This window comes from Streptomyces sp. NPDC056160 (genome assembly GCF_042268205.1).
Classification (GTDB): domain Bacteria; phylum Actinomycetota; class Actinomycetes; order Streptomycetales; family Streptomycetaceae; genus Streptomyces.
The window spans coordinates 1-26,811 of record NZ_JBHJUW010000125.1; the positions used below are offsets into that span (position 1 = coordinate 1).

The 26,811-nt window shown below is 74.1% G+C and carries 26 protein-coding genes; 14 read left to right on the forward strand and 12 right to left on the reverse strand.

Annotated elements, in window-relative coordinates:
* The first annotated feature begins 437 nt into the window (after positions 1 to 437).
* The 5 genes from ACFC02_RS32885 (at position 438) to ACFC02_RS32905 (ending at position 8,928) form a co-directional block, all read left to right on the forward strand.
* The gene (locus ACFC02_RS32885; protein WP_376365273.1) at positions 438 to 1,217 is read left to right on the forward strand and encodes a DUF1684 domain-containing protein; all 780 of its coding nucleotides are present in this window, start codon (positions 438 to 440) and stop codon (positions 1,215 to 1,217) included.
* A 252-nt stretch (positions 1,218 to 1,469) separates the two neighbouring features.
* Positions 1,470 to 2,372 (forward strand): S1 family peptidase, encoded by a 903-nt coding sequence (locus tag ACFC02_RS32890; RefSeq protein WP_376365275.1) that lies wholly within the window; start codon positions 1,470 to 1,472, stop codon positions 2,370 to 2,372.
* Between the two features lie 479 nt (positions 2,373 to 2,851).
* Positions 2,852 to 3,934, forward strand: coding sequence for a S1 family peptidase (locus ACFC02_RS32895; RefSeq protein ID WP_376365276.1), 1,083 nt, complete (start codon positions 2,852 to 2,854; stop codon positions 3,932 to 3,934).
* A 252-nt stretch (positions 3,935 to 4,186) separates the two neighbouring features.
* On the forward strand, positions 4,187 to 7,957 hold the full coding sequence (locus tag ACFC02_RS32900) for a DNA polymerase III subunit alpha (RefSeq protein ID WP_376365278.1): 3,771 nt from the start codon (positions 4,187 to 4,189) through the stop codon (positions 7,955 to 7,957).
* The gene (locus tag ACFC02_RS32905) at positions 7,954 to 8,928 is read left to right on the forward strand and encodes a hypothetical protein (protein WP_376365280.1); all 975 of its coding nucleotides are present in this window, start codon (positions 7,954 to 7,956) and stop codon (positions 8,926 to 8,928) included. Before ACFC02_RS32900 ends, ACFC02_RS32905 begins: the two co-directional genes overlap by 4 nt.
* Before the next feature lie 25 nt (positions 8,929 to 8,953).
* Here the strand turns inward: ACFC02_RS32905 and ACFC02_RS32910 are convergent, their stop codons facing one another.
* Positions 8,954 to 9,328, reverse strand: coding sequence for a cupin domain-containing protein (locus ACFC02_RS32910; protein ID WP_376365282.1), 375 nt, complete (start codon positions 9,326 to 9,328; stop codon positions 8,954 to 8,956).
* A gap of 108 nt (positions 9,329 to 9,436) precedes the next feature.
* Between ACFC02_RS32910 and ACFC02_RS32915 the strand changes: the two genes are divergently transcribed.
* Both ACFC02_RS32915 and ACFC02_RS32920 read left to right on the forward strand, forming a co-directional pair.
* Complete coding sequence (locus ACFC02_RS32915) at positions 9,437 to 9,883, forward strand: MarR family winged helix-turn-helix transcriptional regulator (protein ID WP_376365284.1); 447 nt, start codon at positions 9,437 to 9,439, stop codon at positions 9,881 to 9,883.
* Between the two features lie 240 nt (positions 9,884 to 10,123).
* On the forward strand, positions 10,124 to 10,981 hold the full coding sequence (locus ACFC02_RS32920; protein ID WP_376365286.1) for an esterase/lipase family protein: 858 nt from the start codon (positions 10,124 to 10,126) through the stop codon (positions 10,979 to 10,981).
* Here ACFC02_RS32920 and ACFC02_RS32925 read toward each other — a convergent pair.
* Both ACFC02_RS32925 and ACFC02_RS32930 read right to left on the reverse strand, forming a co-directional pair.
* Complete coding sequence (locus ACFC02_RS32925) at positions 10,974 to 11,219, reverse strand: hypothetical protein (protein WP_376365288.1); 246 nt, start codon at positions 11,217 to 11,219, stop codon at positions 10,974 to 10,976. The two genes, ACFC02_RS32920 and ACFC02_RS32925, sit on opposite strands and share 8 nt — an antisense overlap.
* Positions 11,220 to 11,467: 248 nt before the next feature.
* Entirely contained in the window at positions 11,468 to 11,602 is a 135-nt protein-coding gene (locus tag ACFC02_RS32930; protein ID WP_360965895.1) for a hypothetical protein, read from the reverse strand.
* Positions 11,603 to 11,741: 139 nt separating this feature from the next.
* Between ACFC02_RS32930 and ACFC02_RS32935 the strand changes: the two genes are divergently transcribed.
* Positions 11,742 to 12,380: a class I SAM-dependent methyltransferase gene (locus ACFC02_RS32935; protein WP_376365291.1), complete on the forward strand. Its 639-nt coding sequence runs from the start codon at positions 11,742 to 11,744 to the stop codon at positions 12,378 to 12,380.
* Between the two features lie 81 nt (positions 12,381 to 12,461).
* On the opposite strand, the gene ACFC02_RS32940 is transcribed toward ACFC02_RS32935, so the two are convergent.
* Together ACFC02_RS32940 and ACFC02_RS32945 are read right to left on the reverse strand one after the other, a co-directional pair.
* Positions 12,462 to 12,962: a DUF402 domain-containing protein gene (locus ACFC02_RS32940; protein ID WP_376365293.1), complete on the reverse strand. Its 501-nt coding sequence runs from the start codon at positions 12,960 to 12,962 to the stop codon at positions 12,462 to 12,464.
* Positions 12,943 to 13,872 carry a GNAT family N-acetyltransferase gene (locus ACFC02_RS32945; RefSeq protein ID WP_376365295.1) on the reverse strand — a complete coding sequence of 310 codons (930 nt, stop codon included), beginning with the start codon at positions 13,870 to 13,872 and terminating at the stop codon, positions 12,943 to 12,945. Before ACFC02_RS32945 ends, ACFC02_RS32940 begins: the two co-directional genes overlap by 20 nt.
* A gap of 107 nt (positions 13,873 to 13,979) precedes the next feature.
* Here ACFC02_RS32945 and ACFC02_RS32950 point away from each other — a divergent pair, with 107 nt between their 5' ends.
* Positions 13,980 to 14,348 (forward strand): GntR family transcriptional regulator, encoded by a 369-nt coding sequence (locus ACFC02_RS32950; RefSeq protein ID WP_376365297.1) that lies wholly within the window; start codon positions 13,980 to 13,982, stop codon positions 14,346 to 14,348.
* A 353-nt stretch (positions 14,349 to 14,701) separates the two neighbouring features.
* On the opposite strand, the gene ACFC02_RS32955 is transcribed toward ACFC02_RS32950, so the two are convergent.
* Complete coding sequence (locus tag ACFC02_RS32955) at positions 14,702 to 15,481, reverse strand: DUF72 domain-containing protein (protein ID WP_376365299.1); 780 nt, start codon at positions 15,479 to 15,481, stop codon at positions 14,702 to 14,704.
* 51 nt (positions 15,482 to 15,532) lie between these two features.
* The gene (locus ACFC02_RS32960) at positions 15,533 to 16,627 is read right to left on the reverse strand and encodes a DUF5925 domain-containing protein (RefSeq protein ID WP_376365301.1); all 1,095 of its coding nucleotides are present in this window, start codon (positions 16,625 to 16,627) and stop codon (positions 15,533 to 15,535) included.
* 565 nt (positions 16,628 to 17,192) lie between these two features.
* On the opposite strand from ACFC02_RS32960, the gene ACFC02_RS32965 reads away from it, so the two are divergent.
* Both ACFC02_RS32965 and ACFC02_RS32970 read left to right on the forward strand, forming a co-directional pair.
* Positions 17,193 to 17,999, forward strand: a complete 807-nt coding sequence (locus tag ACFC02_RS32965) for an SGNH/GDSL hydrolase family protein (protein WP_376365303.1) — start codon at positions 17,193 to 17,195, stop codon at positions 17,997 to 17,999.
* A gap of 364 nt (positions 18,000 to 18,363) precedes the next feature.
* The gene (locus ACFC02_RS32970) at positions 18,364 to 18,630 is read left to right on the forward strand and encodes a hypothetical protein (protein WP_360965871.1); all 267 of its coding nucleotides are present in this window, start codon (positions 18,364 to 18,366) and stop codon (positions 18,628 to 18,630) included.
* Positions 18,631 to 18,870: 240 nt separating this feature from the next.
* On the opposite strand, the gene ACFC02_RS32975 is transcribed toward ACFC02_RS32970, so the two are convergent.
* Positions 18,871 to 19,653 (reverse strand): ABC transporter permease, encoded by a 783-nt coding sequence (locus ACFC02_RS32975; RefSeq protein ID WP_376365305.1) that lies wholly within the window; start codon positions 19,651 to 19,653, stop codon positions 18,871 to 18,873.
* Positions 19,650 to 20,606: an ATP-binding cassette domain-containing protein gene (locus tag ACFC02_RS32980; protein WP_376365307.1), complete on the reverse strand. Its 957-nt coding sequence runs from the start codon at positions 20,604 to 20,606 to the stop codon at positions 19,650 to 19,652. Before ACFC02_RS32980 ends, ACFC02_RS32975 begins: the two co-directional genes overlap by 4 nt.
* A 64-nt stretch (positions 20,607 to 20,670) precedes the next feature.
* Between ACFC02_RS32980 and ACFC02_RS32985 the strand changes: the two genes are divergently transcribed.
* Positions 20,671 to 21,384 carry a TetR/AcrR family transcriptional regulator gene (locus ACFC02_RS32985; RefSeq protein ID WP_376365309.1) on the forward strand — a complete coding sequence of 238 codons (714 nt, stop codon included), beginning with the start codon at positions 20,671 to 20,673 and terminating at the stop codon, positions 21,382 to 21,384.
* A gap of 205 nt (positions 21,385 to 21,589) precedes the next feature.
* On the opposite strand, the gene ACFC02_RS32990 is transcribed toward ACFC02_RS32985, so the two are convergent.
* From ACFC02_RS32990 to hmgA, 3 genes are read right to left on the reverse strand one after another with little or no spacing between them, the layout of a single operon-like run.
* Positions 21,590 to 22,780, reverse strand: coding sequence for a type ISP restriction/modification enzyme (locus ACFC02_RS32990; RefSeq protein WP_376365311.1), 1,191 nt, complete (start codon positions 22,778 to 22,780; stop codon positions 21,590 to 21,592).
* A 26-nt stretch (positions 22,781 to 22,806) separates the two neighbouring features.
* A complete protein-coding gene (locus tag ACFC02_RS32995; protein WP_376365313.1) occupies positions 22,807 to 23,556 on the reverse strand; it encodes a GntR family transcriptional regulator in 750 nt (249 codons plus the stop codon).
* 26 nt (positions 23,557 to 23,582) lie between these two features.
* Positions 23,583 to 24,899: a homogentisate 1,2-dioxygenase gene (gene hmgA, locus ACFC02_RS33000; RefSeq protein ID WP_376365316.1), complete on the reverse strand. Its 1,317-nt coding sequence runs from the start codon at positions 24,897 to 24,899 to the stop codon at positions 23,583 to 23,585.
* Between the two features lie 150 nt (positions 24,900 to 25,049).
* On the opposite strand from hmgA, the gene ACFC02_RS33005 reads away from it, so the two are divergent.
* On the forward strand, positions 25,050 to 26,081 hold the full coding sequence (locus ACFC02_RS33005) for a hypothetical protein (protein ID WP_376365318.1): 1,032 nt from the start codon (positions 25,050 to 25,052) through the stop codon (positions 26,079 to 26,081).
* A complete protein-coding gene (locus ACFC02_RS33010) occupies positions 26,078 to 26,695 on the forward strand; it encodes a TetR family transcriptional regulator (RefSeq protein ID WP_376365320.1) in 618 nt (205 codons plus the stop codon). Before ACFC02_RS33005 ends, ACFC02_RS33010 begins: the two co-directional genes overlap by 4 nt.
* The last annotated feature ends 116 nt before the right edge of the window (positions 26,696 to 26,811 follow it).

Below are 26,811 nucleotides of genomic sequence, written 5' to 3' on the forward strand. Positions count from 1 at the left end.
CCGCCGTACCGGCCGGTACGGCGGTCGACGGGCCGGGGCGGAAGGAGCGGCGTGACCGGGTCGGCACCGCAGTCCTCTCCGCAGGCCGGGCGGCCGTCTTCGTACCGGGGCCATCCGGTCGTCATCCGGGCGGGGGATTCGGACGGCGGCCGGGGCGGGGAGCCGGGCCCGCGGGCCGTCTGCGCGCCGGCCCGTCGCGGCCGTACCGGGCGTGCCTCCCGCCCTCGGGCGCTGACCGGAACCGCGACCGAGGCGGACCGGAACCGGAACCACCTCCGCGGCCGTGACCGTGACCGGTACCGGGATCGCGCCCACCACCACCGAACCCGCCGCGTCCGGGCCCCCGGTGGCTTCGTTCTCCCGTACTCGCTCCAGGGCGCCACGCTGCGCCCGCACCTCGGTTTGGCCGCACGGCCGCACATGGAAGGGTTGATCACATGACGGACGCATCCGACCGGTGGAAGCAGTGGCACGAGGACCGCACCGAGACGGTGTCGGCTCCCTACGGGCCGCTCGCGCTGACCGGCACGCACTGGCTGGAGGACCACCCGGAGGGTCTGCTCCCGGGTGTTCCGGGCAGCTGGGCGGCCGACGGCGACGCGGTCGTGCTCACCGCCGCCGAGGCGGACGGACTGACCGTCGACGGCCGGCCCTTGGCCGGGCGGGTGCGGCTCGGCGCCGACACCGCGGCGGTGGCGGACGCCCGGGTCGCGCTGGGCGAGCGCCGGCTGGTCGTGCTCGTGCGCGAAGGCGCCTGGGGCGTACGGGACTTCGACCCGGCGTCCGCGGCCCGCGGGGCGTTTCGCGGCATCGCGGCCACCGCGTACGACCCGCGCTGGTCGGTGCCGGGGCGCTTCACCCCGTACGGGGAGGCCCGCACCGTGCGCGTGCCCAACGCGGACGGGCGCGAGCGCGGCCTCGGGCTCGCCGGGGAACTGGCGTTCACGCTCCAGGGGCGGGACCTGTCGCTCCAGGTCGCCCAGCAGCCGGACGGCGGCCTGTGGGCGGTGTTCGCCGACACCACCAGTGGGGACAGCAGCTTCCGCTTCCGTTTCCTGCACCCCGGGGCGCCGGACGGCGAGGGCCGCACCACGGTCGACTTCAACCGTGCCGTGCTGCCGCCGTGTGCGTTCGCCGACCACTTCATCTGCCCCTTCCCGCCGCCGGGCAACACGCTGGACCTCGCGATACCCGCGGGGGAGCGCACGCTGCGCTGAGTCGCGACGCACGCCGCCGGCACACCGCTGACCCACCGTCAATCCACCTGGACCGCACACAGTCCACTCGAATCGCACACAGCCGCACGGCCGAAAGGCACTCTTGCGCCGACCGGCCGTTCGGCCGAATACTCCCCCACAGCGCTTGTCAGGGGCACAACGTATCCGGAAACCGGAACTCGCCCCTGGCTCTGCGCCTCACGGGCCCCGACCCCACGCGGGCCCCCGACTTCCTTTGTGGAGGAACGACAAGTGAGGATCAAGCGCACTTCCCCCCGCACCGTCATCACGAGACAGACCCGGCTGGTCGCCCTTGCCTCCGGTCTCGTGGCCGCCGCCGCGTTCGCGGTCCCCAGCGCGCACGCGGCCGACACCAGCACCTTCAGCGCCGCCCAGCTCACCAAGGCGAGCGACTCGGTGCTCAAGGCCGACGTCGCGGGCACCGCCTGGGCCGTCGACAGCAAGACCAACCGTGTCGTCGTCACCGCCGACAGCACGGTCTCCCAGGCCGACATCAACAGGATCAAACAGCAGGCCGGAACCGACTCCGGGGCCCTGACCATCAAGCGCACACCGGGCAAGTTCAACAAGCTGATCTCCGGCGGCGACGCCATCTACGCCAGCAGCTGGCGCTGCTCGCTGGGCTTCAACGTCCAGGACTCCAGCGGCAACTACTACTTCCTGACCGCCGGCCACTGCACCGACGGCGCGGGCACCTGGTGGTCGAACTCCGCGCACACCACCACGCTGGGCACCACCGCCGGCTCCTCCTTCCCCGGCAACGACTACGGCATCGTGCGGTACACCAACAGCTCGGTGACCAAGTCGGGTGCCGTGGGCAGCCAGGACATCACGAGTGCCGCCACGCCCTCCGTGGGCACGACCGTCTACCGCCGCGGCTCGACGACCGGCACGCACAGCGGCCGGGTCACCGCCCTCAACGCGACGGTCAACTACGGCGGCGGCGACGTCGTCTACGGTCTGATCCAGACCACGGTCTGCGCCGAGCCCGGCGACTCCGGCGGTCCGCTGTACGGCGGCAGCACGGCCTACGGCCTGACCTCCGGCGGCAGCGGCGACTGCACCTCCGGCGGTACGACGTTCTTCCAGCCGGTCACCGAGGCCCTGAGCGCCTACGGGGTCCACGTGTACTGACCGCTCCACAGGTGAGTTCGGCCGCCCCCAGGGCCGACGGCAGGCGAGCCCCCGCACACGACCGATCCGGTGTGCGGGGGCCTTCGTCTGTTCCGGGGTTCTGGGCTCCGGGCCCGGTTCGCAGGTTCGGGGTTCGGGTCCGGGCCCGGTTCGCAGGTCCGGGAGTTCTGGCTCCGGGCCCGGTTCGCGAGGGGCGAGATCCGGACAGGAGTAGACCTCACAGAGCGCCGACAGGTTACTCGCTCGTAGTGTTTGCAGAGCGAACGGGAGTCGTGCGATCTCGGACGCTCAAGCCATAAGGGGCGTACGCCGGTTGACGTATGCCCGTCCAGAACTCGACCTTGTGTGCTCCCTGTGGGCCTCGGAATAGTGGGCGCCGTTCCTCCCCCTGCTTGGCTTGGCCCGAGCAGGGGCCCCATCCTTCCGGTCCGTGCGGTCCCCACAACCTCCCGGGCCGGTCCCCCACAGGAGGACGTCAGTTGAAGCACCGACGCATACCCCGGCGCCGAGCGGCCGTGGCGGTCGCGGGTGTCGCCGCCTTCGTCGCCGCGGGAGCCACCTTCCAGAGTGCGAACGCCAGCGAGCCGGACCAGACCCCCGCGGCCCGCGCCCTGTCCGCCCCGGCGGCCGGAAAACTCGCCTCGACCCTGCTCAAGGACCTCGGGACCGGCAGCACGGCGGGCGCGTACTACGACGCCGGCTCCGGTCACCTCGTGGTGAACGTGCTCGACCGGACCGCCGCGCGCACGGTCGAGCGGGCGGGGGCGAAGGCCAGAGTCGTCGAGAACACCCTCGCCGAACTGGACGGCGCCCGTGCGAAGCTCACGAAGGACGCGACCGTGCCCGGCACCTCGTGGGCGACCGACCCGGTCACCGACAAGGTCGTGGTCACCGCCGACAGAACGGTCTCCCAGGCCGCGTGGACCAAGCTCTCCGGGGTCGTCGAGGGGCTGGGCGGGAAGGCCGAACTCAAGCGGTCCAAGGGGCGGTTCAAGCCCTTCGTCGCGGGCGGTGACGCCATCACCGGCTCTGGCGGGCGCTGTTCGCTCGGCTTCAACGTGGTCAAGGGCGGGCAGCCGTACTTCCTCACCGCGGGCCACTGCACCGCCGCCATCTCCACCTGGTCGGACGCCGACGGCACCGTGATCGGCAGCAACGAGCGCTCCAGCTTCCCCGGGGACGACTTCGGCCTGGTGAAGTACACGGCCCCCGTCGACCACCCGAGCGCCGTCGACCTCTACGACGGGTCCACGCAGACGATCACCGCAGCGGGCGAGGCGACCGTCGGCGAGAAGGTGACCCGCAGCGGCTCGACGACCCACGTGCACACCGGCACGGTCACCGGTCTGAACGCCACCGTGAACTACTCCGAGGGCACGGTCGGCGGTCTCATCCAGACCGATGTGTGTGCCGAGCCCGGTGACAGCGGCGGTTCGCTGTTCGACGGCGACACCGCGCTCGGTCTGACCTCGGGCGGCAGCGGCGACTGCACCTCGGGCGGGGAGACCTTCTTCCAGCCGGTCACCGAGGCGCTGTCGGCGACCGGCGCCGAGATCGGCTGACCGGCCGGGCCCCGCCCCACGCGGGATCGGTCCCCGGTGCCCCACGGGATCGGTGGGAGCCCCGTCCCCGCACGCGCGAGGGCGGGGCGGCGTCATGTCCGCACGCTGCGTGGCGGCGGGCGTTCGCGCAGGTGGGGCACGTCCGAACGGATGTCGCACAGACGTTCGGAAATTGGTTTATGGTGGAGGGAGAGTAGTGGAACTGATGTTCGAGAGCTTGTTCGTGCGGGCTCACGAGTGCGGGAGGTGCGTGTGCCGGGCTTCACGCATCTGCACACCGTCTCCGGGTTCTCCCTGCGCTACGGCGCCTCGCACCCGGAACGGCTGGCCGAGCGTGCCGCCGAGCGGGGCATGGACGCCCTCGCCCTCACCGACCGAGACACCCTCGCCGGTACCGTCCGCTTCGCCAAGGCCTGCGCGGCGGCGGGCGTCCGCCCGCTGTTCGGCACGGAACTCGCGGTGGCCGAACCCGAACGCGTACGCCCGGACCCGGGCCCGCGCCCCGGTGCTCCCGCGCGACGCGGCGACGCCGTGCGGGGCGACGGGTCCCCGTGGCACGGCCTTTTGGCGCGGCACGACGGGGCCGGGGGGCCGCAGCGGCGCCGCTCGCCGGTGCGCGGCGGTGCCTTCGTCGACGAGTCGACCCCGCGGGTCACCTTCCTCGCCCGGGACGGCGCCCGCGGCTGGGCCGACCTGTGCCGCCTGGTCAGCGCCGCCCACACCTCCCCCGAGCTCCCGGCTTCGCTGGAGCAGGGGGGACCCCCGTCGGGCACCCCGGTCCTGTCCTGGCCCGACAACCACGCCGACGGCCTGACCGTGCTGCTCGGCCCCGGCTCCGACGTCGGCCGGGCGCTGGCCGCGGGCCGCCCCGACCGGGCCGCGCGCCTCCTCGTCCCCTGGCGCGAGGTCTACGGCGACGCCCTGCGCCTGGAGGCCGTCTGGCACGGCCGCACGGGTACCGGGCCCGGCTCCCTGCGGCTGGCCGCCCGGACCGTCGGCTTCGCCGCCGAGCAGCGGATCCGGCCCGTGCTCAGCAACGCCGTCCGCTACGCCGACCCCGGCCAGGGCCCGGTCGCCGATGTCCTGGACGCCGCTCGCCGTCTGGTCCCCATCGACGCCGCCAAGGAACTGGACTCCGGCGAGGCCTGGCTGAAGGACCCGGGCGCCATGGTGCACGCGGCCGAGCGGATCGTCGAGGCCGCGGGCTTCCGGCGCGACACGGCCCACCGGCTGCTGGAGCAGACGCGGGCCACGGCCGCCGAGTGCCTGGTCGACCCGGAGGACGACCTCGGCATGGGCACCGTCCACTTCCCCGAGCCGCACCTGGTCGGCGCCGCCCGCCGCACCGCGCAGCGCACGCTGGCCTCCCGGGCGGCGGCGGGCATGGTGCTGCGCGGTTACGCCGGGCGGCGCGCGTACTGGGAGCGGATGCACGACGAACTGGACGTCATCGCGTACCACGGCTTCGCCTCCTACTTCCTCACCGTCGCCCAGGTCGTCGACGACGTACGGAAGATGGGCATCCGGGTCGCCGCGCGCGGCTCCGGCGCGGGCTCCCTCGTCAACCACCTGCTCGGCATCGCCCACGCCGACCCGGTCGAGCACGGGCTGCTGATGGAGCGCTTCCTGTCCAGGAGGCGGTTCGTCCTGCCCGACATCGACATCGACGTGGAGTCCGCGCGCCGGCTGGAGGTCTACCGGAAGATCATCGGCCGGTTCGGCACCGAGCGGGTGGCGACCGTCGCCATGCCGGAGACGTACCGCGTCCGCCACGCCGTCCGGGACGTGGGCGCGGCCCTGTCCATGGACCCCGCCGAGATCGACCGCGTCGCCAAGTCCTTCCCGCACATCCGCGCCCGCGACGCCCGCGCCGCGCTGGAGGAACTGCCCGAGCTGAAGGCGCTGGCCGGGCAGAAGGAGAAGTACGGCAGGCTGTGGGAACTGGTCGAGGCCCTGGACGCCCTGCCGCGCGGGGTCGCCATGCACCCGTGCGGAGTGCTGCTGTCGGACGCCTCCCTGCTCGCCCGTACGCCGGTCGTGCCGACCAGTGGCGAGGGCCTGCCCATGTCCCAGTTCGACAAGGACGACGTGGAGGACCTCGGGCTGCTCAAGCTGGACGTGCTGGGGGTGCGCATGCAGTCCGCGATGGCGCACGCGGTGGCGGAGGTGCGGCGCACGACGGGGGAGCGGATCGACCTGGACTCCGTGCCGGAGGGGGACCCGGCGACGTACCGGCTCATCCGCTCCGCCGAGACCCTGGGCTGCTTCCAGATCGAGTCCCCGGGCCAGCGCGACCTGGTGGGGCGGCTCCAGCCGGCCACGTTCCACGATCTCGTGGTCGACATCTCGCTCTTCCGGCCCGGCCCGGTCGCCGCCGACATGGTGCGGCCGTTCATCGAGGCGCGCCACGGGCGGGCACCCGCCCGCTACCCGCATCCCGACCTGGCGCAACCGTTGCGGGAGACGTACGGCGTCGTCGTCTTCCACGAGCAGGTCATCCACATCGTGCACCTCATGACCGGCTGCGGGCGCGACGAGGCGGACCGGGTGCGGCGCGGGCTGTCCGACCCGGAGTCGCAGGGGCGGATCAAGGTGTGGTTCGCGCAGCGCGCGGCGGCGAAGGGGTATGACGCAGAAACGATTCGGCGCACCTGGGAGATCGTCGAGGCCTTCGGGTCGTACGGCTTCTGCAAGGCGCACGCGGTGGCCTTCGCCGTGCCCACCTACCAGTCGGCCTGGCTGAAGGCCCACCATCCGGCGGCCTTCTACGCCGGGTTGCTCACCCACGACCCCGGGATGTACCCGAAGCGGCTGCTGCTGGCGGACGCGCGGCGGCGCGGGGTGCCGATCCTGCCGCTGGACGTGAACCGGTCGGGGGTCGCACACCGTATCGAACTGGTGTCTGAATCGAAGGTGTGGGGGCTGCGGTTGGCGCTCCGCGACGTGCACGGCATCAGCGAGGCCGAGGCGGCACGGATCGCGGACGGGCAGCCGTACGCCTCGCTGCTCGACTTCTGGGAGCGGGCCCGGCCGAGCCGCCCGGTCGCCACCCGGCTCGCCCAGGTGGGCGCGCTGGACGCGTTCGGTGCCAACCGGCGGGACCTGCAACTGCACCTGACCGAGCTGCACCGGGGCGCCCGGGGCGCGGGCGGCGGCCAACTGCCCCTGGCCGGCGGCCGGAAGACCGCCGCGGCCGGACTGCCCGACCTGTCCGACGCCGAGCGGCTCAGCGCCGAACTGGGCGTGCTGTCCATGGACGCCTCGCGCAACCTGATGGACGACCACCGGACGTTCCTCGACGAGCTGGGCGTGGTCTCCGCGCGCCGGCTGCGCGAGGCCCGGCACGGCGAGACGGTGCTGGTCGCGGGCGCCAAGGCGGCCACCCAGACCCCGCCGATCCGGTCCGGCAAGCGGGTCATCTTCACCACGCTGGACGACGGCACCGGTCTGGTCGACCTCGCCTTCTTCGACGACTCCCACGACGCCTGCGCGCACACCGTCTTCCACTCCTGGCTGCTGCTGGTGCGCGGAGTGGTGCAGCGGCGCGGCCCGCGCAGCGTCAGCGTGGTGGGCGCCGCCGCCTGGAACCTCGCCGAACTGGCCGAACTGCGCGCCCGGGGCGGCCTGGAGGAGGTGGCGACCCGGCTGGCCGGACTCGACGGCGCGGCGCGGTCCGCCGCGGGTGACGGCGACGGGGACGGTGTGCGGTCCGCCTCGGGCGACGGTGACGGTGACGGGGACGGTGTGCGGTCCGCCACGGGGGACGGTGACGGTGACGGGGACGGCGTGCGGTCCGCCACGGGGGACGGTGACGGTGCGCGGCGGGCCCGGCTCGCCGGGTCGGACGGCCGGCCCGCGCCCGCCGGCTCCGCGGCGCCGGACCCGATGGAGACCGCCCGCGACCGCCGTATCCGGATGCCCACCGGATACGAGATGCACCCATGGGCGGATCTGCGCCCGGCGGGCGAAGGGCCCGCGAGCGGAAGGAAGTTGTGGCACCAGAGTCCAGGGAGTGCGGGATGACCATTCTCTGCGTACGTTTCCAGCTGCCCCCGATGTACGAGGCGGCCCTGCCGGGGCTGCTCGGGCTGCTGGAGGAGTTCACCCCGGTGGTCGAGGCGCTGCCGCCCGACGCGGCGCTGGCCGATCTGCGCGGCGCCGAACGGTACTTCGGGCGCGGCGCGATCGAACTGGCGCCGGTGATCCGGGTCCGCGCGCTCGCGCGGTTCGGCGTCGACTGCGCGATCGGCGCCGGGCCGGGCCCGATGCTGGCCCGCGTGGCCCTGCGCGCTGCCCGGCCCGGACTGACCTGTGCGGTACCCGCCGAACCGGCCGCGGTCGCGGAGTTCCTCGCCGACCGGCCCGTCACCGCGCTGCCCGGTGTCGGTACGGCCACGGCCCGTACCCTGGGCGAGTACGGCCTGGACACCCTGGGCCTGGTCGCCGCCGCGCCCCTGCCGACGCTCCAGCGGCTGATCGGTGCCAAGGCGGGCCGCGAACTGCGCGAGAAGGCGAGCGGCGTCGACCGCGGCCGGGTCGTCCCCAACGCCGTCTCGCGGTCCCTCGCCACCGAACGTCCTTTCGACCGCGACGAACTGGACCCCGACCGGCACCGCGCCGCGCTGCTGTCGGCCGCCGGGGAACTGGGCGCCCGGCTGCGCGCCCTGGACAAGGTCTGCCGCACCCTGACCCTCACCGTGCGCTACGCCGACCGGTCCGCCACCGTCCGCGCCCGTACGCTGCCGGAACCCACCGCCCACTCGGCGGCGCTGACCGGCCTCGCGTACGGCATGTACGAGGCCCTGGGGCTCCAGCGCGCCCGGGTCCGCGCGCTCGCCCTGCGCGCCGAGGGCCTGGACCCCGCCGAACACGCCTCCCACCAGCTCACCTTCGACCCCGCCGACGACAAGCTCCGCCGCATCGAGGAGGTCGCGGACCGCGCGCGGGCCAGGTTCGGTCCGCGCGCGGTGATGCCGGGGACGCTGGCCGCGTGACCTCTTTCTGAGCTTCTGGGCGCGGTCAGTTGGCCCACGGCGGGGTGAGGACGGTGCCGTCCGCCAGGCGGGCGCGCAGGCCTATGGAGGTGGTGACCCAGGAGACGGCGGTGCGGTCCGTGGGGTTCTCCACGGTGAGCGTCGCACCCGGGTTGATGATCACCGTGTCGCCCGCGGTCACGCGCTCGGTGGACTCGTCGAGCGTGATCAGGAGCTCGCCGTCGAGCAGGTGGAAGATCTCCTCGTGGGTGACGGTGTGGGCGGGCGCCCGGGTGCCGGCCGGGATCTCGCCGCGCCAGGCGCACAGCTCCCTGGAGCCGGTGAGCGGGGCGGCGTACGAGACGAAACGGGCGCCGTGGATCTCATGGGTCACGGCTTCGGACGCGCGGACGACGGGCATGGGGCCTCCTCGGGGGAACAGGGGAAGTAGTCAAGCTGCTTGACCAAGTGGGTCGGGATTCATAGTCAAGCAACTTGACCAATTGGTCAAGGGTGTTTCAATGTCCCCGTGCAGAACTCCGAGGCCATGGCCCTGTCCGCCGCCCTGCTCGCCGTCGCCGGCGAGCTGACGCAACGCATCCACGACGGTGTGGTCGCCCGCGGCTTCGAGGGGCTGCGGCCCGCGCACGGCTTCGCGTTCGCGCGGCTGGCGCCGGGCGGCGCGACCGTCACCGAGCTGGCCGCCCACCTCGGGGTCACCAAGCAGGCGGCCAGCCAGCTCGTCGACGAGATCGTGCGCAAGGGGTACGCCGAGCGGCGGCCCCACCCCGGCGACGCGCGCGCCCGGCTGGTCGTGCTGACCGCGCGGGGCCGGGCCTGCACCCGTGCGGCGGAGGCGTCGGCCGCGGAGGCCGTGCGGGGATGGAGTGCGGCACTCGGCGAGGACGAGGTGCGCGCGCTGGGGCAGCGGCTGGCGCGGATCGCGCCGTACGGGCCCGTACGGCCGGCCTGGTGACCGGGCCGTCGGCTCGCCGCGGACGGTGCGTCGGCTCGTCGACCTGACCGGTGACGGTGAGTCAAATGCGTTGTCACGCACAGGCGTTGACGCAGCCGGCGCCCCGCCAAGTTTTTACTGACGCGTAACTTCACACTTGAGCTACTCGTCCGTAACTTGACGAGTGAACAGCATCCTGGTGATCCGGATCACAGGGCGTAGTGCCGTCGCACCTTCCTTGAGCCGCGAGGAGATCACACGATGCTGCCCTTCCAGCGCGCCCGCAGACACCTGGCCGCCCTGTTCCTGGCCGCCGCCGTCGCCGTCGTCCCGGCCACCGCCGCCCACGCCTCCGCGCCCAGCTCGGGCTGGAACGACTACGGCTGCAAGCCGTCCGCCGCCCATCCCCGCCCCGTCGTCCTCGTCCACGGCACCTTCGGCAACTCCGTCGACAACTGGCTCGGCCTCGCGCCCTACCTCCAGACCCGCGGGTACTGCGTCTTCTCCCTCGACTACGGGCAACTGCCCGGCGTCCCGGTCTTCAACGGCCTCGGCCCCATCGACAAGTCGGCCGGGCAGCTGTCCGCCTTCGTCGACAAAGTGCTCGCGGCCACCGGCGCCACCAAGGCCGACCTCGTCGGCCACTCCCAGGGCGGCCTGATGCCCCGCTACTACCTGAAGTTCCTGGGCGGGGCCGCCAAGGTGAACGCCCTCGTCGGCATCGCGCCCGACAGCCACGGCACCACCCTCGACGGCCTGACCAACCTGCTGCCGTACTTCCCGGGCGCGGCCGGCCTGCTCTCCGCCGCCACGCCCGGCCTCGCCGACCAGATCGCCGGGTCCGCCTTCGTCACCAAGCTCGACGCGGGCGGCGACACCGTGCCCGGCGTGCACTACACGGTCATCGCCACCCGCTACGACGAGGTGGCCACGCCCTGGCGGACCCAGTACCTCAGCGGCTCCGACGTCCACAACGTCCTGCTGCAGGACCTCTGCCCGCTCGACCTGTCCGAGCACGTGGCCATCGGCACGGTCGACCGCATCGCCTTCCACGAGGTGGCCAACGCGCTCGACCCGGCGCACGCCACCGCCACCACCTGCGCGTCCGTGTTCAGCTGACCCGGCGGGCGCGCCGCCGCACGGAGAGGAACAGTGTCGCGGTGCCGAGTGCCGGCGCGGCGGCGCCGCCGACCGCGACGTGCGGGACGGTGCGGTCGCCGCCGGTCTCGGCGTAGCACCGGAAAACCCTGCTGGCCGGGCCGCCCATCGTGTCGTGCGCGCAGGCGGGCGCGGCGGCGAGCGGCGCCGGGCGGAGGCCGGCGAGCGTGGCGGCCTGGCGGCGGGGGCGTGCGGGCATGGCGGAACTCTCCTCGCGACGGTCGTTTCCGACCAGCCCTGGTACGGGCCTGACGGCCCCTGGTACGGGGGACGGACCCCGTGGGGTGGGTCGGAAACCAGCCCCGCGGACGCGGGGAGAGCGCCTGCTGGGGGGCGGGGAGATCCTAGGGCTCGCGCTGAGGGAGCGCCGAGGCTGCGTTCAGACAGGGGGCGTGCGCGGGGTGCGCGGCAGGCCGGTTCCGGCGCGGCTCAGGCACCGCCGACCGGTCATCCCTCCGGCCACCAGGTGCGCGCGATGTCCTTGCGGACCTCGGGCCGTCCGGCGGGACGTTCGTCGGTCTCCTCGCGGGTCCGGCGGGTGTCGGTCTTCCTCAGGGGCTTCTGCACTGTCATGCGGCGCATCGGTGCCTCCTTCGACGTCTACCGGGTTCCGCGTTCTCACGGAGGTAGACCTTTGTGGCGAGAGTTCCTCATCGGTGCGGGTGTGTCTGTGGCGGCGGTCACGATCCGGCTGTCAGTGGTGGGTGTCACTCTTGGGGCCATGAGTGCACACACGACGACCGATGGTGACGTGGCCGGCCGGAGTCCGGCTCCAGCGGCGGTGGACTGGGACGCGCAGGCGGCCGTCTTCGACGACGAGCCGGATCACGGGCTGCGCGATCCCCGGGTGCGGGCCGCCTGGGCCGAGCGGCTGCGCGAGTGGCTGCCCGAGCGTCCCGCCGAGATCCTCGACCTCGGCTGCGGCACGGGCAGCCTCGCGCTCCTCGCGGCGGAACAGGGGCACCGGGTGACCGGCGTCGACAGCTCCCCGGCCATGGTCGACCTGGCCCGCGCGAAACTCGCGGGGCGCGACGCGGCGTTCCTGGTCGGTGACGCGGCGAGCCCGCCGGTGGGGGAGCGGCGCTTCGACACCGTCCTCGTCCGCCACGTGCTGTGGGCGCTGCCGGATCCCGCCGGTGCGCTGCGGCACTGGCGGGAGTTGCTGCGGCCCGCCGGGCGGCTGGTCCTGATCGAGGGCGTCTGGGGCACGGTCACGCCCGTCGGCATACCCAGGGAGCGGCTTCTCACTCTCCTCACGCCCCTCGCCCGGCACACCCGCGTCGACCACCTGTCGGCCGACGCCCTGCTCTGGGGCAAGGAGGTGACCGACGAGCGGTACGCGGTGGTGGCGCTGACCTGATCCGGCCCGGCCCGACGGCCCGGCCCGACCGGCCGGGCGGTGCGCGGTGGTGCCCCGGCGGCGCGCGGCCGCGCGCCCGGCTCAGGCCAGCAGTGCCGTGAACCCGCCCTCGCGGGCCAGGACCTCCAGTTCGCCGAGGGCCGCCACCGCAGCGCCGGCCGCCGCCGGGTCGCGCTCCGCCAGGCCGCTCCGCGCGAACTCGTCCTCGTCCAGGCGGAGTACGTCCGTGCCGTCCGCGGAGCGCCACAGGTCCAGGTCCAGGTCCTCCACGACCAGCTCCGCGCCCGTGCGCACGGCCGGGCGCGTGATGTCGCAGTACCAGCCCTTCAGCCGCCCGCTCCCGTCGCGGACCTCCTTGACCGCGTACCACCGGTCCCGCCAGTAGTACTCGGTGAAGACGTCGCCCGGCTCGAAGCGCACGAAGCCGAAGTCGCGTACGCCGGCGCCCGCCCACGGCGCGCGCAGCACGATCCGTACGCCGTCGTCCGCCACCGGCACGGCGGGGTAACGGATCTTCGTCCGGCCGCCCTTGACGAGGACGACGTCCACCGTGCCCGGCGGCTCAGTCGAGTTCGCGGACATAGCGCACCTCCGTCGCGCACACCTCGTAGCCGAACCACTTGTTGATCGCGATCATCGGCCCGTTGCCCGTGTCGTTGCCGGTGAACGCCTCCGTGACGCCGGCCGCCCGGGCGCGGTGCAGCGAGTCGTTCTTGGCGAGCTTGGCCAGGCCCCGGCCGCGGAAGGCGCGGGCGGTGCCCGTCATGCCGGTGCTGTAGCGGGTGCCGCCGTCCGTGTACGCCAGGGTGAAGGCCGCCGGACGGCCCTCGACGACCGCCACCGACGTCAGCTCCCGGTTCAGCAGCGGGTGCCGCCAGGTCTCCTCCAGCCAGGCCTCGTAGTCGGTCAACTCCGCGCCCACGTCGCTCGGTTCGTCCGCCACCGTCTCCGCGTCCAGGTCGAACAGCGGGCGCGGGTCGGCGGCGTAGTCCGAGCCGCGGCGCAGCTCCACGCCGGGCGGCGGGTCCTGGAGCGGCGGGAGCGGGCCGCCCGCCAGGTCGAGGCGGAGGAAGTGGGCGGAGCGGCTGCTGCGGTAGCCGTGCCGCTCGGCGAAGGCGCGGTTGCCGGGCGCGTCCAGCACCCAGGAGTGCAGCCGCACGGCGCCGTGGGCGGCCAGGTACTCCTCGGCGGTGCGCACGAGCAGGGTGCCGGCACCGCGTCCGGTGTGTTCGGGGTGCACGTACACGTTGATGTTGCCCTGGCCGGGCTCCGGGCTCTCGTGGGCCAGGTGCACCTGCGCCGTGCCGATCACCTCGCCGTCCGCGACGGCGACCAGCGGGCGGTAGCGCGCGTCGGGGTGCATGCGGGTGAGGGTGTGGGCGATGGACTCGGGAGTGAACAGGATGAAGGGCAGCGCCAGCCGGCGCACGCGGGCGAAGCCCTCCAGGTCGGCGGGCGCGTCGGGGCGGAGGTCACGGACGATCACGGTCATGGGGGCGCACGCTACGGGGCGCGCCCAGCCGTACGCCTCCCATTTTCCGCCGCTCCCGCGGCACTCCGGTACGCCGGCCGGCGCGCGGGTGCGCGAGAATCACCCCCGTGACCCTCAGCATCCATGTCGACGACGGCGCACCACCCTACGAGCAGGTGCGGGCCCAGATCTCCGAGCAGGCGCGGTCGGGGGTGCTGCCGGTGGGGTACCGGCTGCCGACGGTGCGCGGGCTGGCCGAGTCCCTCGGGCTCGCCGCGAACACGGTCGCCAAGGCGTACCGCGCGCTGGAGGCGGACGGCGTGATCGAGACACGGGGACGCAACGGCACGTTCGTGGCCGCCGCGGACTCGGCCGCGGCCCGCGAGGCGGCGTCCGCCGCCCAGGCCTTCGCGGAACGCGCGCGCCGACTGGGCCTGGACGAGCCCACGGCCCTCGCGGCGGCTCGGGACGCCCTGCGGGCGGCGTACGGGAAGTAGCGCCGGGGGAGCGGGGCGGAGGCAGGGCGGGCGACTCGGAGGACAGCCCTTCCGGCGCCCGGGCGCGGCGCTTCGACGCTGCCGGGCCCTTCCGCTCCTGGCATGACGCCCTTCCCGGGCCGGCCATGCTGCCAGTCGGGGGCCGTCGCTGCCCGATGTGCCCGGGTGCCGCCCGTGAGCCGCCCGTCTCCGGCTGGGCGGGGCCCGTCCGGGCCGGGCGTGGCCGTCGGCCGGGGCCGGGCGCCGTTACCGCGTGGCCGTCGGCCCCGGTACGGCCGCTGTTCCCGAGCGACCGCTGTTCCCGAGCGACCGCCAGGTCCCGGCGCGACGACCGCCGGGCCGGGGCTCACCGCTCAGGTGCGGGCGGGCAGTCGGACGGGGGTGCGGGTGGGGACCAGGCCGGCGCGGTGGGCCGCGTGGGCGAAGGCCGTCGCGTCCTGGACCGCCGCGGCCGTCGGGTCGTTGTTGAAGTAGGCGTACACGTCCGCGTCCCGGCCGGCCGGCCAGGCCGTGGCGATGCGGTCCGCCCAGGTCTCCAGGGACCTGCGGCCGTAGTGCGGCCACGCCCGTGCGCGGCCCACGTGGAAACGGACGTAGCCCCACCCGGTCGTCGTCCACAACGGGGTGACCGGGCGGCCGTGGACGTCGGCCCAGCACAGGGCGGCGCCCCGCTCCTCCAGCACGGCGCGCACCGGCGGCGTCCACCACGACTCGTGCCGCGGCTCCACCGCGACCCGGGTGCCGGGCGGGAAGCACGCCAGGCAGGCGTCCAGCAGGCCGGCGTCGGCGCGCAGCGTGGGCGGCAGCTGGAGCAGCACGGGGCCGAGGCGGTCACCGAGGCCGAGGGCGTGCGCCATCAGGCGGTGCACCGGCTCCCCGGGGTCCTTCAGGCGCTTGACGTGCGTGAGGTAGCGGCTCGCCTTGACCGCGACGACGAAGCCGGGCGGCAGCCGCTCCCGCCAGGTCTCGAAGGTCTCCCGCGACGGCAGCCGGTAGAAGGCGTTGTTGACCTCCACCGTGGCGAACGCCGCCGCGTACTCCTCCAGCCACCGCCGTACCGGACAGTCCTGCGGGTACAGCACCCCCCGCCAGTCCTTGTACTGCCATCCCGACGTCCCGACGAACAGGGTCATACCCCCATCAGAACACCGGCGCGTCCCGCTGTCCCCCGACAGGGGAGCGGGTCACAGGTACAGGCCCGCGTCCGCGCCCTCCCGCGGTTCCGGGAGCGACGTCGGGGAGGTGCCCCGGCGCAGCGCGTACAGCTCGGCCAGCGTCGCGCCGCCCTGGCCCACGCCCTCCTCGGTGCCCAGCCAGTCCACCGCCTCCCGGCGGGTCAGCCGGCCCACCTCGATCCGGGCCAGACAGCGGCCCGGCCGGACCACGGCGGGGTGCAGCCGCTCCAGGTCCTCGTTGGTCGTCACCCCGACCAGGACGTTGCGGCCCTGGCCGAGCAGGCCGTCCGTGAGGTTCAGCAGCCGCGACAGCGCCTGCCCCGCCGTGTGCTTGGCCTCGCCGCGGATCAGTTCGTCGCAGTCCTCCAGCAGGAGCAGCCGCCAGCGGCCCTTGCCCGCCGAGTCCTCCTCGCCGATGGCGATGTCCATCAGGTAGCCGACGTCCGAGAACAGCCGCTCGGGGTCGAGGACGCAGTCCACCTGGCACCAGTCCCGCCAGGAGCGGGCCAGGGTCCGCAGCGCGGAGGTCTTGCCGGTGCCGGGCGGGCCGTGCAGCAGCAGGAGCCGGCCCGCGATGTCCTCGGGGGTGGTCTTCATCAGGCGGTCCATCGCGTTCGCGACCGGCGCCGTGTAGTTCGCCCGGACCTCGTCCCAGGTGCCCGCGGCGATCTGCCGGGTGGTGCGGTGCGGTCCGCGCCGGGGGGAGACGTACCAGAAGCCCATCGTCACGTTCTCCGGCTGCGGCTCCGGTTCGTCCGCCGCGCCGTCCGTGGCCTGCTCGAGGATCCGCTTGGCCAGGTCGGCGTCGGTCGCGGTGACCGTGACGTCCGCCCCGCGGTTCCAGCGGGAGACCAGCAGGGTCCAGCCGTCGCCCTCGGCGAGGGTCGCGCTGCGGTCGTCGTCCCGGGCCACGCGCAGCACTTGGGCGCCGTCCGGCAGGAGCGTGGCGCCGGAGCGGACCCGGTCGATGTTGACCGCGTGGGAGTACGGCTGCTCGCCCGTCGCGAAGCGGCCGAGGAACAGCGCGTCGACGACGTCGGACGGCGAGTCGGAGTCGTCGACGTTGAGCCGGATCGGCAGAGCGTCGTGTGGGTTCGCAGACATGCCGCCATGATCTGTCACCGGACCGCCCCGCGCACCCCGTTTCCCGGCCGTGCCTCGCGTGTCGGCCGCCGGCGGCGCACCGCGCCGGCCCGCAGCGTCCGGCTCGCCGTCCTGGCGGCCCCCGCGATCCGCACCCCGCGCCGCGCCCCCCGCCGCCGGCGCGAACCCGGCGTACGGGAAAGGACTCACCGGCTCCTCGGCGCCGTGCGGACGGGCCCTGGACGTAGCGCGGTCCCCGCCTCCCGGTCCCCGCCTCCCGGTCCCCGCCTCCCCGTCGGCGGAGTGCGGTCGGCGGAGTGCGGCTCGTCGGGGTGGTCCACGCTGATGGCCACGTCGTGATCCCCGTCCGTCCGCCGGAAGAAGAACAGGACCGACGGAACCCGCCCATACGGGTTCTTGTCCGCCTCTGCCTCCCACGCCGGCGGAGCAGCCCGTGAGGGGCCATCAGCACCCCTATACCCCTTTGTTCGGGGGAAGTTCGCGGCTTTTTTGGCATGAACACTTCCAAGTGACGCGCGTAGCTGCTACCACGGATGCGGCAGAGAAGCTGCTAAAGGGAGGTTCCATGAGACGTTCCCGAATTGCCGCATACGTCGGCTCACTTCTGCTGACCGCCGGCCTCGTCCTCACCGGGACGGCCGCGGCGCAGGCAGCGCAACCGGCCGCCGCAGGCGGCTACGTGGCCCTGGGTGACTCCTACTCCTCCGGAGTGGGTGCCGGCAGCTACATCAGCTCGAGCGGCAACTGCGACCGCAGCACGAAGGCGTACCCCTACCTCTGGAACGCCGCCCACACCCCGTCGTCGTTCGCCTTCACCGCCTGCTCCGGTGCCCGGACCGACGACGTCCTCGCCAACCAGCTCGCTCCGCTCAACTCCGGCACGTCCCTCGTCTCGATCACCATCGGAGGCAACGACGCCGGGTTCTCCGACGTCATGACGACCTGTGTGCTCCAGTCCGACAGCACGTGTCTCTCCCGTATCGCGACCGCCACGGCCTACGTCGACTCGACGCTGCCCGGCAAGCTCGACAACCTCTACTCGGTGATCCGCGGCAAGGCGCCCTCCGCCCATGTCGTCGTGATCGGCTACCCCCGCTTCTACCTGCTCGGCAACACCTGCCTCGGCCTCTCCGAGACCAAGCGCTCGGCCATCAACGGGGCGGCGGACCACATCGACGCCGCCATCGCCAAGGTCGCCGCGAACCACGGCTTCACCTTCGGCGACGTCCGCTCCACCTTCAGCGGCCACGAGATCTGCTCCGGCAGCTCCTGGCTGCACAGCGTCGACTGGCTCGACATCGGTGACTCCTACCACCCGACGGCCGCCGGCCACTCCGGCGGCTACCTGCCGGTGCTCGCCAACGCCGCCTGACCGCTCCCCGTCCGAGCCGGGCACGTGAGATCGCCCACGTTCTGACGGTGACGAGGACAGCGATGCGACGCCCGCCCCCACGGTCCGGGGGCGGGCGTTCGTGCGCCCGGGACACGCCCTCGGGCCGCTGCGGTCCCGGCGAAGCCCCACATCACTCGCCGTGACCGCGCGCCGGTGCCCGCAGGCGTCACGGCCCGCCTGCCAGCCCTTGTTCAACTCGCCGCGGAACCGGTCGGATTCGGAGCGTAGTCGTCAACACCCTTACGGAGAAGGTGAATCCTGCGACCGTGATACACGCATGCCCATGCGGGGCGATAGGGTTAGCCTGCCCGGGCCGGGTGGACTCGTACGGGTGGGGAGTGACATGGAGCAGATAACAGTGCGCAGCAGGGCGAGGGTCCCTGCGATCACCTGCGGAAGCAGCGCGACCAGCTCGCGCCTCGACCGCCATCTCGCGGTGCTGGGCGGTCCTGCCGTCCCGCAGCGCGAGGCAGCCGAGGCGACGCTGCTGATGCGTGAACTGACCGCGCGTGACGTGCACGACCGCACGGGCAGGGGTGCGCGGATGCGCCGGGTGTCGCTGTTCGCGCCCCTGCGCCGGCTGCGCCGCTCGCTGTTCGGCGGGCACTGAGCGACACCGCCGTCTCCGGCCTCTCCGGCACCTCCGGAGGGCGCCGTGGACGTTCCTGGACCTGCGTCCCCCGGGGCACGGGTCCGGGACCGGACCGAGCCGCCACTCCGTCCCCGCGCGGCGCCGCGCTCTCGCCGCCCGCCATCCCCACGGTCCGCGGCGCCCGTTCGGCATGTCTCCGTCGTGGTCGGGGCCTGCCCCGCCCCCCGGCCCACCCGGGCCCACTCCGCCCCGCCGCCGTCAGCCCTCGGCGCGCGCGTACCGCCGTACCGCCAGGGGCGCGCAGACGGTGAGCAGCACCGCGCACCAGGCCAGCGTCCCCGCGACCGGGTGGGCCGTCGGCCAGGCGGCGTGCTGGGGGACCGGGGTATTGCCGAAGAGGTCGCGCAGCGCCGTGGTCATCGCGCTGATCGGGTTCCACTCGGCCAGGGTGCGCAGCCAGGGGGTCAGGTTGCCGGTGGGGATGTAGGCGTTGGACAGCAGCGGCAGGACGAAGGTCGAGGCCCCGAGCTGACCGGCCGCCTCCTCGCTGCGCGTGAGCAGTCCCAGCAGGATCCCGATCCAGGTGCACGCGAACCGGAACAGCAGCAGCAGCCCCACGGCGCCCGCCGCGCGCGCGGCGCCCCCCTCGATCCGCCAGCCCACGGCCAGTCCGACCAGCAGCAGCGGCACCGTTCCGGCCGCGGTGACGACGAGGTCGGCCACCGCCTGCCCGAGCGGCACGGCCGCCCGGCTCACCGGCATGGTGCGGAACCGGTCCATCACCCCCCGGTGGGTGTCCTGCGCCGCCTGGAACATCCCGGTCATGATCCCGCCGGCCGCCGTCGCCGCCAGCAGTCCGGGTACGAGGAAGGCGCGGTACTCCCGGCCGGGCACCGCCAGCGCGCTGCCGAAGACGTAGCCGAAGAACAGCAGCATGTTGATGGGCATGATCTGGGTGAGGATCGCCAGGCCCGGGTTGTTGCGGACCCGGCGCAGCTGCCGGCCCACCATCGCCGTGCCGTCGTACGTGAGCGTGCTCATGCCGCGATCTCCTCGCTGTCGTGGGACGCTCCGGTCAGCCGGAGGAGGACGTCGTCCAGGGTGGGTGGACTCAGGCTGGCGTCGAGCAACGGCACGCCCGCCGCGTCGAGTTCGCGGACCAAACGGGGCAGGGTGAGCGTCGGGTCGGTGGCGACCGCGCCGACGGCGCCCCGCTCGTGGTCGAGGACCGGCTCGGCGCCGGTGAGCCGGTCCAGGACGGCGGCCGCCCGCGTCATCTCGTCCGGGTGCGCGACGACGACCTCGGCGCGCGTCCCGATGAGGGCCTTGAGCTGGGCGGGCGATCCGGTGTGCGCGATGCGGCCCCGGTCCACGAGGGCGATGTCGTCGGCCAGCCGGTCGGCCTCGTCCAGGTACTGGGTCGTCAGCACCACCGTCGTGCCCTGCTGCTTCAGCTCGCGCACGGCGTCCCAGATGCGGTTGCGGCTGGCCGGGTCGAGGCCGGTGGTCGGCTCGTCCAGGAACAGCACGGCGGGCGGGCGCAGCAGGCCGGCCGCGAGGTCGAGGCGGCGCCGCATGCCGCCCGAGTAGGTGGACGCGGTCCGGTCGGCGGCCTCGGTCAGCCCGAAGCGCTCCAGCAGTTCTCCGGTGCGCGCCGCCGCGTCGGCCACACGGTGCAGCCGGGCGAACAGCCGCAGGTTCTGGCGTCCGGTGAGGTCCGCGTCCACGGACGTGTCCTGTCCGGTCACCCCGATCCGGCGGCGTACGGCGGCCGGTTCGCGCACCAGGTCGTGCCCGGCCACCCGGGCCGAGCCCGCGTCCGGCCGCAGCAGTGTGGTCAGCAGCCGTACGGCCGTCGTCTTGCCCGCGCCGTTCGGCCCGAGCACGCCGCAGACCGTGCCCTCGGCGACCGCCAGGTCCAGGCCGCGCACGGCGTGGACGTCCCCGAAACGCTTCTCCAGACCCTCACTAAGTACAGCGTACGTAGTTGTCATGGGTCGACCATAGCGCACTGCGTACGGTGTACGTAACTACGATGAGGAGGCGAGGTGGTGATCCATGGCTGGCCGACCGGCCCGACCCGAAGTGATCTGGGCCCGTCCCGAGCGCGCGGGACGCGGGCCGAGACCTGCCTACAGCCGCGCCGACATCGCGGCGGCGGCCGTACGGCTCGCCGATGCCGGGGGCCTGGACGCGGTGTCGATGCGGCACGTCGCCGCCGAACTGGGCTGCGGCACCATGTCGCTGTACAACTACGTCCCCCGCAAGGAGGACCTGTACGAGCTGATGGTGGACTCCGTCGGCGGCGAGCACGAGCTGTGGGAGCCGAGCGGCGACTGGCGCGCCGACATGCTCCGGGTGGGCCACCAGTCCCGGGACCTCATGCGCCGCCACACCTGGCTGCCGCGCCTGATGTCCGGGGTCTACGGCTTCAGCCCCAACGTCCTGCGCTACCTGGAGCACTGCCTGGCCTGCCTGGACCCCCTGGAGGCGTCCCACGGCACGAAGATGGAGCTGGTCGCCATGGTCAACGCCGTGGTGACCATGTACGTCTCCAACGAGCTGGCCGTCGCCGAACGCACCCGCTCCCTGCCCTGGAGCGAGGAGCAGGAGAACGCGGTGCGGATCGCCTACCTGGGCGGCCAGATCGCCACCGGCGCCTATCCGCGGCTGGCGGCGTCCTTCACCGAGGACGCGGGACCCATCGACCTGGAGGCGGTGTTCGAACGGGCCCTGGGGCGGGTCCTGGACGGCTTCGCACCGCGCGCCTGAGCCGCGCGCCCGGCGCGCACGGCGCGACGGCGAGCGGTGGTGCGAGGGCGTGCGGCGGTGCGAAGGCGCGCCCGGCGCGAAGGCGGGTGGGGGCGCGAAGGCGTGCGGTGGTGCGAAGGCGCGCACGGCGCGAAGGCGGGCGAGGGCGCGGTCGCGAGGAAGGTACGCCGCTCGGAGCCTGCCGCCGCGCGGGCGGGCCGCGCGGTCAGATCAGCGTGAACTGCCCGCCGGGGCCCTCCTCGGCGTGGTCGAGGACCGAGGCCGGCCGGCGGGCCGCGCCGGGAACCGGCAGGACCCCCGCCGCCCGCAGTTCGGCGGCCGTGATCGCCGCCCCCGGCGCCGGCACCGCCGGATCCGCCTCCTCCCGGTCCCCGCGCAGCTCGGCCAGCAGCGCCAGTACGGTGATCAGTTCCAGCAGTTCCGAGGTCCACGCCTGCGGCCAGGCGGCCGGGCGGATCGCCGCCAGGGTGCCCGGGGCGCCCTCGGCGGTCCGGGCCGCGAACCACTGCTCCAGGACCCGGTCCGTGCCCGCCGTGAAGTCCCAGGCCGCCGCGGGCACGGGGGAGACGCGCCCCTCGTCGAGGTGGAGGGTCTCCTCCTCCCGGTCGTAACGGAGGCCGATCGGGCGGGCCGGCAGCGGCGCGCGGACGTAGGGGCGGCGCCCGCCGGGCAGCTTGGGACGCTCACCGTCGCGGCGCATCAGCCACAGCGCCCGGTGCCCCAAGGCGACACCGCGCGCCCACCGCCCGGCGTCCGCGGTGAGCGGCACGGCGAGCCCGGACCGGCCCGGACGGGCCGCCGACAGGATCCAGGCCAGCACGTCCACCGGGGCGGGACGGTGCCCGAGCCGGGCCGCCAGATGCTCCAGCAGGCCGGGTGCCAGGTTCGGCTCCGCCGCGCCCGGCCGGCGGTACAGCGGGCGGATCCGGCCCGGCCGCAGGAACGGCGGCAGGGACGTCGCCAGCAGCGGCCCTTCCGCCGTGCCCGCGGCGGCGCCCGTCTCCACCGCGAAGACCTGCCGCCCGTCCGCCACCCGCCACAGCTCGGGCCGGGCAGCGTCGATCAGCCGGTGGTCCGCGAGGAGCCACTGCTCGTCGAAGGGCGCCAGCAGCACCCGCACCGGCTCCGGACACGGTCCCGAGGCCCGGATCAGCCGCTCGGTGCCGCCGGGTCGGCCGGGCAGCTGCCCGACCGCGCTGTACGGCGTGCGCGAGCGCGTCGGCTCGAACAGGGCCTCCCGCTCGGGCCCCTCGGCCCGCAGCAGGGCCGCCCAGCGGGCCTTCAGACACGCGGCGTCGGGGGCCGCGGGCCACTCCCGGCCGAGCCGCGGCGGTGCGACGGACCACGGCATGAGGTCCGCCAGCAGCGGGGCGTCGTCGTGCGTCACGCGGGGCATCGTACGACGCGCCGACGGCGGGCAGGTCACGTGGCGTCGAGCGTGACCGTGAAGGAGAAACGGTCCCCGCGGTAGTGGATGACCACCACGTCCAGCGGCCGGCCCGCCCCGTCGTAGGTGATCCCCGTGTAGTGCAGGATCGGGCTGAGCAGCGGCACCTGGAGCAGCCGCGCCGTCTCCGGGTCCGCCAGCCGCGCCTGCACGGTGTCCGTGATCCGGCTGATGTCGGCGCCCACCACGTCCCGCAGCACCTTGGTCATCGGCCAGCGCACCAGGTCGTCCGGCGCTATCCGCTCGGCCAGCTCCGGACGGACGTAGTTGCGGGCGTGGTTGGTGGGTTCGCCCGTCTTCTCGTCGCTGCGCAGCCGGTGGTACGCCGCCACCTCCTCCAGGTCCGGGAAGAACTCGGCGAGGTCACCGTTCACGGCGGCCAAACCGTGGTCCAGCAGCTCCGTCGTCATGCCGGACTGCTGGGCCACGATCGCGTCCACCGAGCCGAGCAGCCGCACCGGGGCGCCCCGGTGGGCCGTGGGCGCGATGAACGTGCCGCGCCGCCGGTGCCGGGTGATCAGCCCCTCGTCCTCCAGCTCCTTCAGCGCCTGCCGCATGGTCAGCACGCTCACGCCGTAGTGCCCCGCCAGTTGTTCCTCGGTGGGCAGGCGCAGCGGGTCCCGGGGCGAGCGGCCGAGGATGGAGGCGCGCAGCGACTGCGACACCTGGTACCACAGCGGCAGCTTGCGGTTCAGGACGATCGAATCCGGAGCGAAGGAGGTCACGGGCTATCCGTACCGGTCGGGCCCGCTCAGTGCAACGGCCTGAAGTGCTTCTCCAGGCCCTGCCAGACGTCGTCGTACCGCGGCTGCAGGTGGTCCGCGCGGGCCGCGTGCGGCGTGAGCGTCACCGGCCAGCGCGTCTCGAACATGAACGCCAGCCCGTCGTCGATCTTCTGCGGCTTCAGTTCCGCCGCGCTCGCCCGCTCGAAGGTCTCCCGGTCCGGGCCGTGCGCCGACATCATGTTGTGCAGCGAGCCGCCGCCCGGCACGAAGCCCTCCGCCTTGGCGTCGTACGCACCCTCGATCAGGCCCATGTACTCGCTCATCACGTTCCGGTGGAAGTACGGCGGCCGGAAGGTGTCCTCGCCCACCAGCCAGCGCGGCGCGAAGACGACGAAGTCCACGCCGGCCAGGCCGGGGGTGTCGCTCGGCGAGGTCAGTACGGTGAAGACCGACGGGTCCGGGTGGTCGTACGAGATCGTCCCGATGACGTTGAAGCGGCGCAGGTCGTAGACGTACGGCACATGGTTGCCGTGCCAGGCGACGACGTCGAGCGGGGAGTGGTCGTAGGTGGCCGACCAGAGGTTGCCGCAGAACTTGTTGACCACCTCCACCGGGCCGTCCACGTCCTCGTACGCGGCGACCGGCGCCCGGAAGTCGCGCGCGTTGGCGAGGCCGTTGGCGCCGATGGGGCCGAGGTCGGGGAGGCGGAAGGGAGCGCCGTAGTTCTCGCAGACGTAGCCGCGCGCGGACTCGTCCAGGAGCTGCACGCGAAACCGGACCCCGCGCGGGATCAGCGCCACATGCCCCGGCTCGGCGTGCAGCAGGCCGAACTCCGTGCGCAGCAGCAGCCCGCCGCGCTCCGGCACGATCAGCAGCTCGCCGTCCGCGTCGCTGAAGACGCGCTCCATCGAGGAGTTGGCGTGGTACAGGTGCACCGCCATGCCGGTGCGCTGGGCGACGTCGCCGTTGCCGCCGAGGGTCCACAGACCCGCGACGAAGTCCGTGTCCGGGCCCGGCTGCGGCAGCGGGTTCCAGCGCAGCCGGTTGGGGTCGGCCACCGCCTGCGTGAACGGCGCCGTGCGCAGCGTGCCGTTGCCCGCGCGGGTGAACGCCGGGTGGGCGGCCGAGGGGCGGATGCGGTACAGCCACGAGCGCCGGTTGTGCGCCCTGGGCTCGGTGAACGCCGTACCGCTGAGCTGCTCCGCGTACAGCCCCAGCGGGGCGCGCTGGGGCGAGTTGCGGCCCTCGGGCAGCGCCCCCGGAACGGCCTGCGAGCTGTGCTCGTTGCCGAATCCGGAGAGGTAGTCCAGTGCCTCGGCGGTCTTGCGTGCGTCCCCGCTCATGATCGCTCCCTTGCAACCCGATTCCTATGGCTCACCGTAGGATTGCGTTTTCCCGGGCGCAAGAGGGCCACCAGCCCTCCTTGTGGCGGACGGCCGGAACCAGACCTGAGGGGGATCCGGCCGTCGGACCGCTGTTCTACTCTCCGGTGCATGACGTCGTGGACGCGCCGGCCCCTCGCCGCGCTCGCGGTCTGCGCCCTGCTGCTCGCCGGAGCGGCGGGGTGCGGCGCGGGCGGCGCGCGGGGGAGCGGGGAGGGGAGACCGACCGGCCCGGTGGGCAGGATCACCGGCCGCACCGACGAGGAGGGCCGGGCCTACCGCGAGGTGGACAAGAAGGACGCGCCCGAGATCGGCGTCGAGGTGCGGCCGGACGCCGCCGGCAACTGGGACGTGCGGCTGACCCTGCGCCGCTTCCGCTTCTCGCCGGCCGACGCGGCGGCACACCCCGCCGCCGGGCGCGGCCTCGCCCGCCTGCTGGTCGACGGCCGCCCCGTCGGCCGCCTGCGCACCCCCGAGTACCGCCTCTCCGGCCGCCTGGTGCCCCGGGGCACCCACCATGTCACCGCACGCCTGTACGCCGACGACGACACGGTGTGGGCGGTGTCCGGCAAGCCGGTGCAGAGCACGGCGGACATCACGGCGTCCGACCCGCACGCCACGGACGACGCGACGCCCACGGCACCGGGGACACCGGGGCCGCCCACCGCCCCGGTGACCGCCACCCCCGGGGCCCAGGCGGCCACGGCGTCCCGGACCCGGGCGGGAGCGAGGGAGTCGGGGGAGCTGCCGGCGTCGGTGGTGTCGGTGGCAGCGGCTGTCGGGTCCGGCGTGCCGGGCGTCGGTGTGCGGACCGCACCCGAGGGGGACGCGAGGTCCGGGGGCCCCGGCGGGACGGAGGCGGCGGCGATCGACGGTGCGGTGGAGGTGCCCGCAGGCGCGACGGCGCCGCACGACGGCGGTGCGGCGGTCACCGCGCCCGGGGGCGCGCCACCGGTTCGGGGCGAGATGACGACTGCCGGGCTTCTCGCCCTCCTGGCGTCGCGCGCGTCGCTCGGATCGGCCCGTGGCAACGCGGGTGACGTGTCCGGCGCGGGACGGGCCCTGCGTGCGCCGGAGGGAACGGGGGCCGGGGCGTATGCATCCGGGCGCGCTTCACCCGGATGCCGCCGACAGGCATCATGAAGCCCGTGCCCCATGCGACCCCGCTCCGCCGCGCACCCGTGCAGCGGCGTAGTGCCGAACGGCTGACCCGGATCCTCGACGCCTGCGCAGACCTCCTCGACGAGGTCGGCTACGACGCCCTGAGCACGCGCGCGGTCGCCGTGCGCGCCGGTGTGCCCATCGGCTCGGTCTACCGGTTCTTCGGCAACAAGCGCGCGATGGCCGACGCGCTCGCCCACCGCAATCTGGAGCGGTACACCGAGCGCGTACAGGAACGCCTGAAGGAGGCCGAGGGCTGCGGCTGGCAGTCCGCCATGGACGCCGTGCTCGACGAGTACCTGGCGATGAAGCGGACCGCTCCCGGGTTCTCCCTCGTCGACTTCGGCAACCAGATCCCGCTCGGCGCCCGGCACGCCGAGCCCAACCACCGTCTCGCCGACCTCCTCACCCGCCTGCTCGCCGGTCACCTGAGCCAGGAGCCGGACGACGATCTGCGCCGCACCTTCCTGATAGCCGTGGAGACCGCCGACACCCTGGTCCAGCTCGCCTTCCGGATCGATCCCGACGGCGACGAGAAGGTCATCGCGGAGATGCGGGAGCTGCTGCGGGCGTACCTCGGCAGAGTGCTGGACTGAGCGGCCCCCGTTCGCCGTACGCCGTGAGCTGTCGTCGTGCGCCCGGCCACGGGCGTGTGTGCCGGGCGCCGAACCCCGGGTGACGGCGGTGTCCGCCTGCTGTGTGGTGTGGGGGG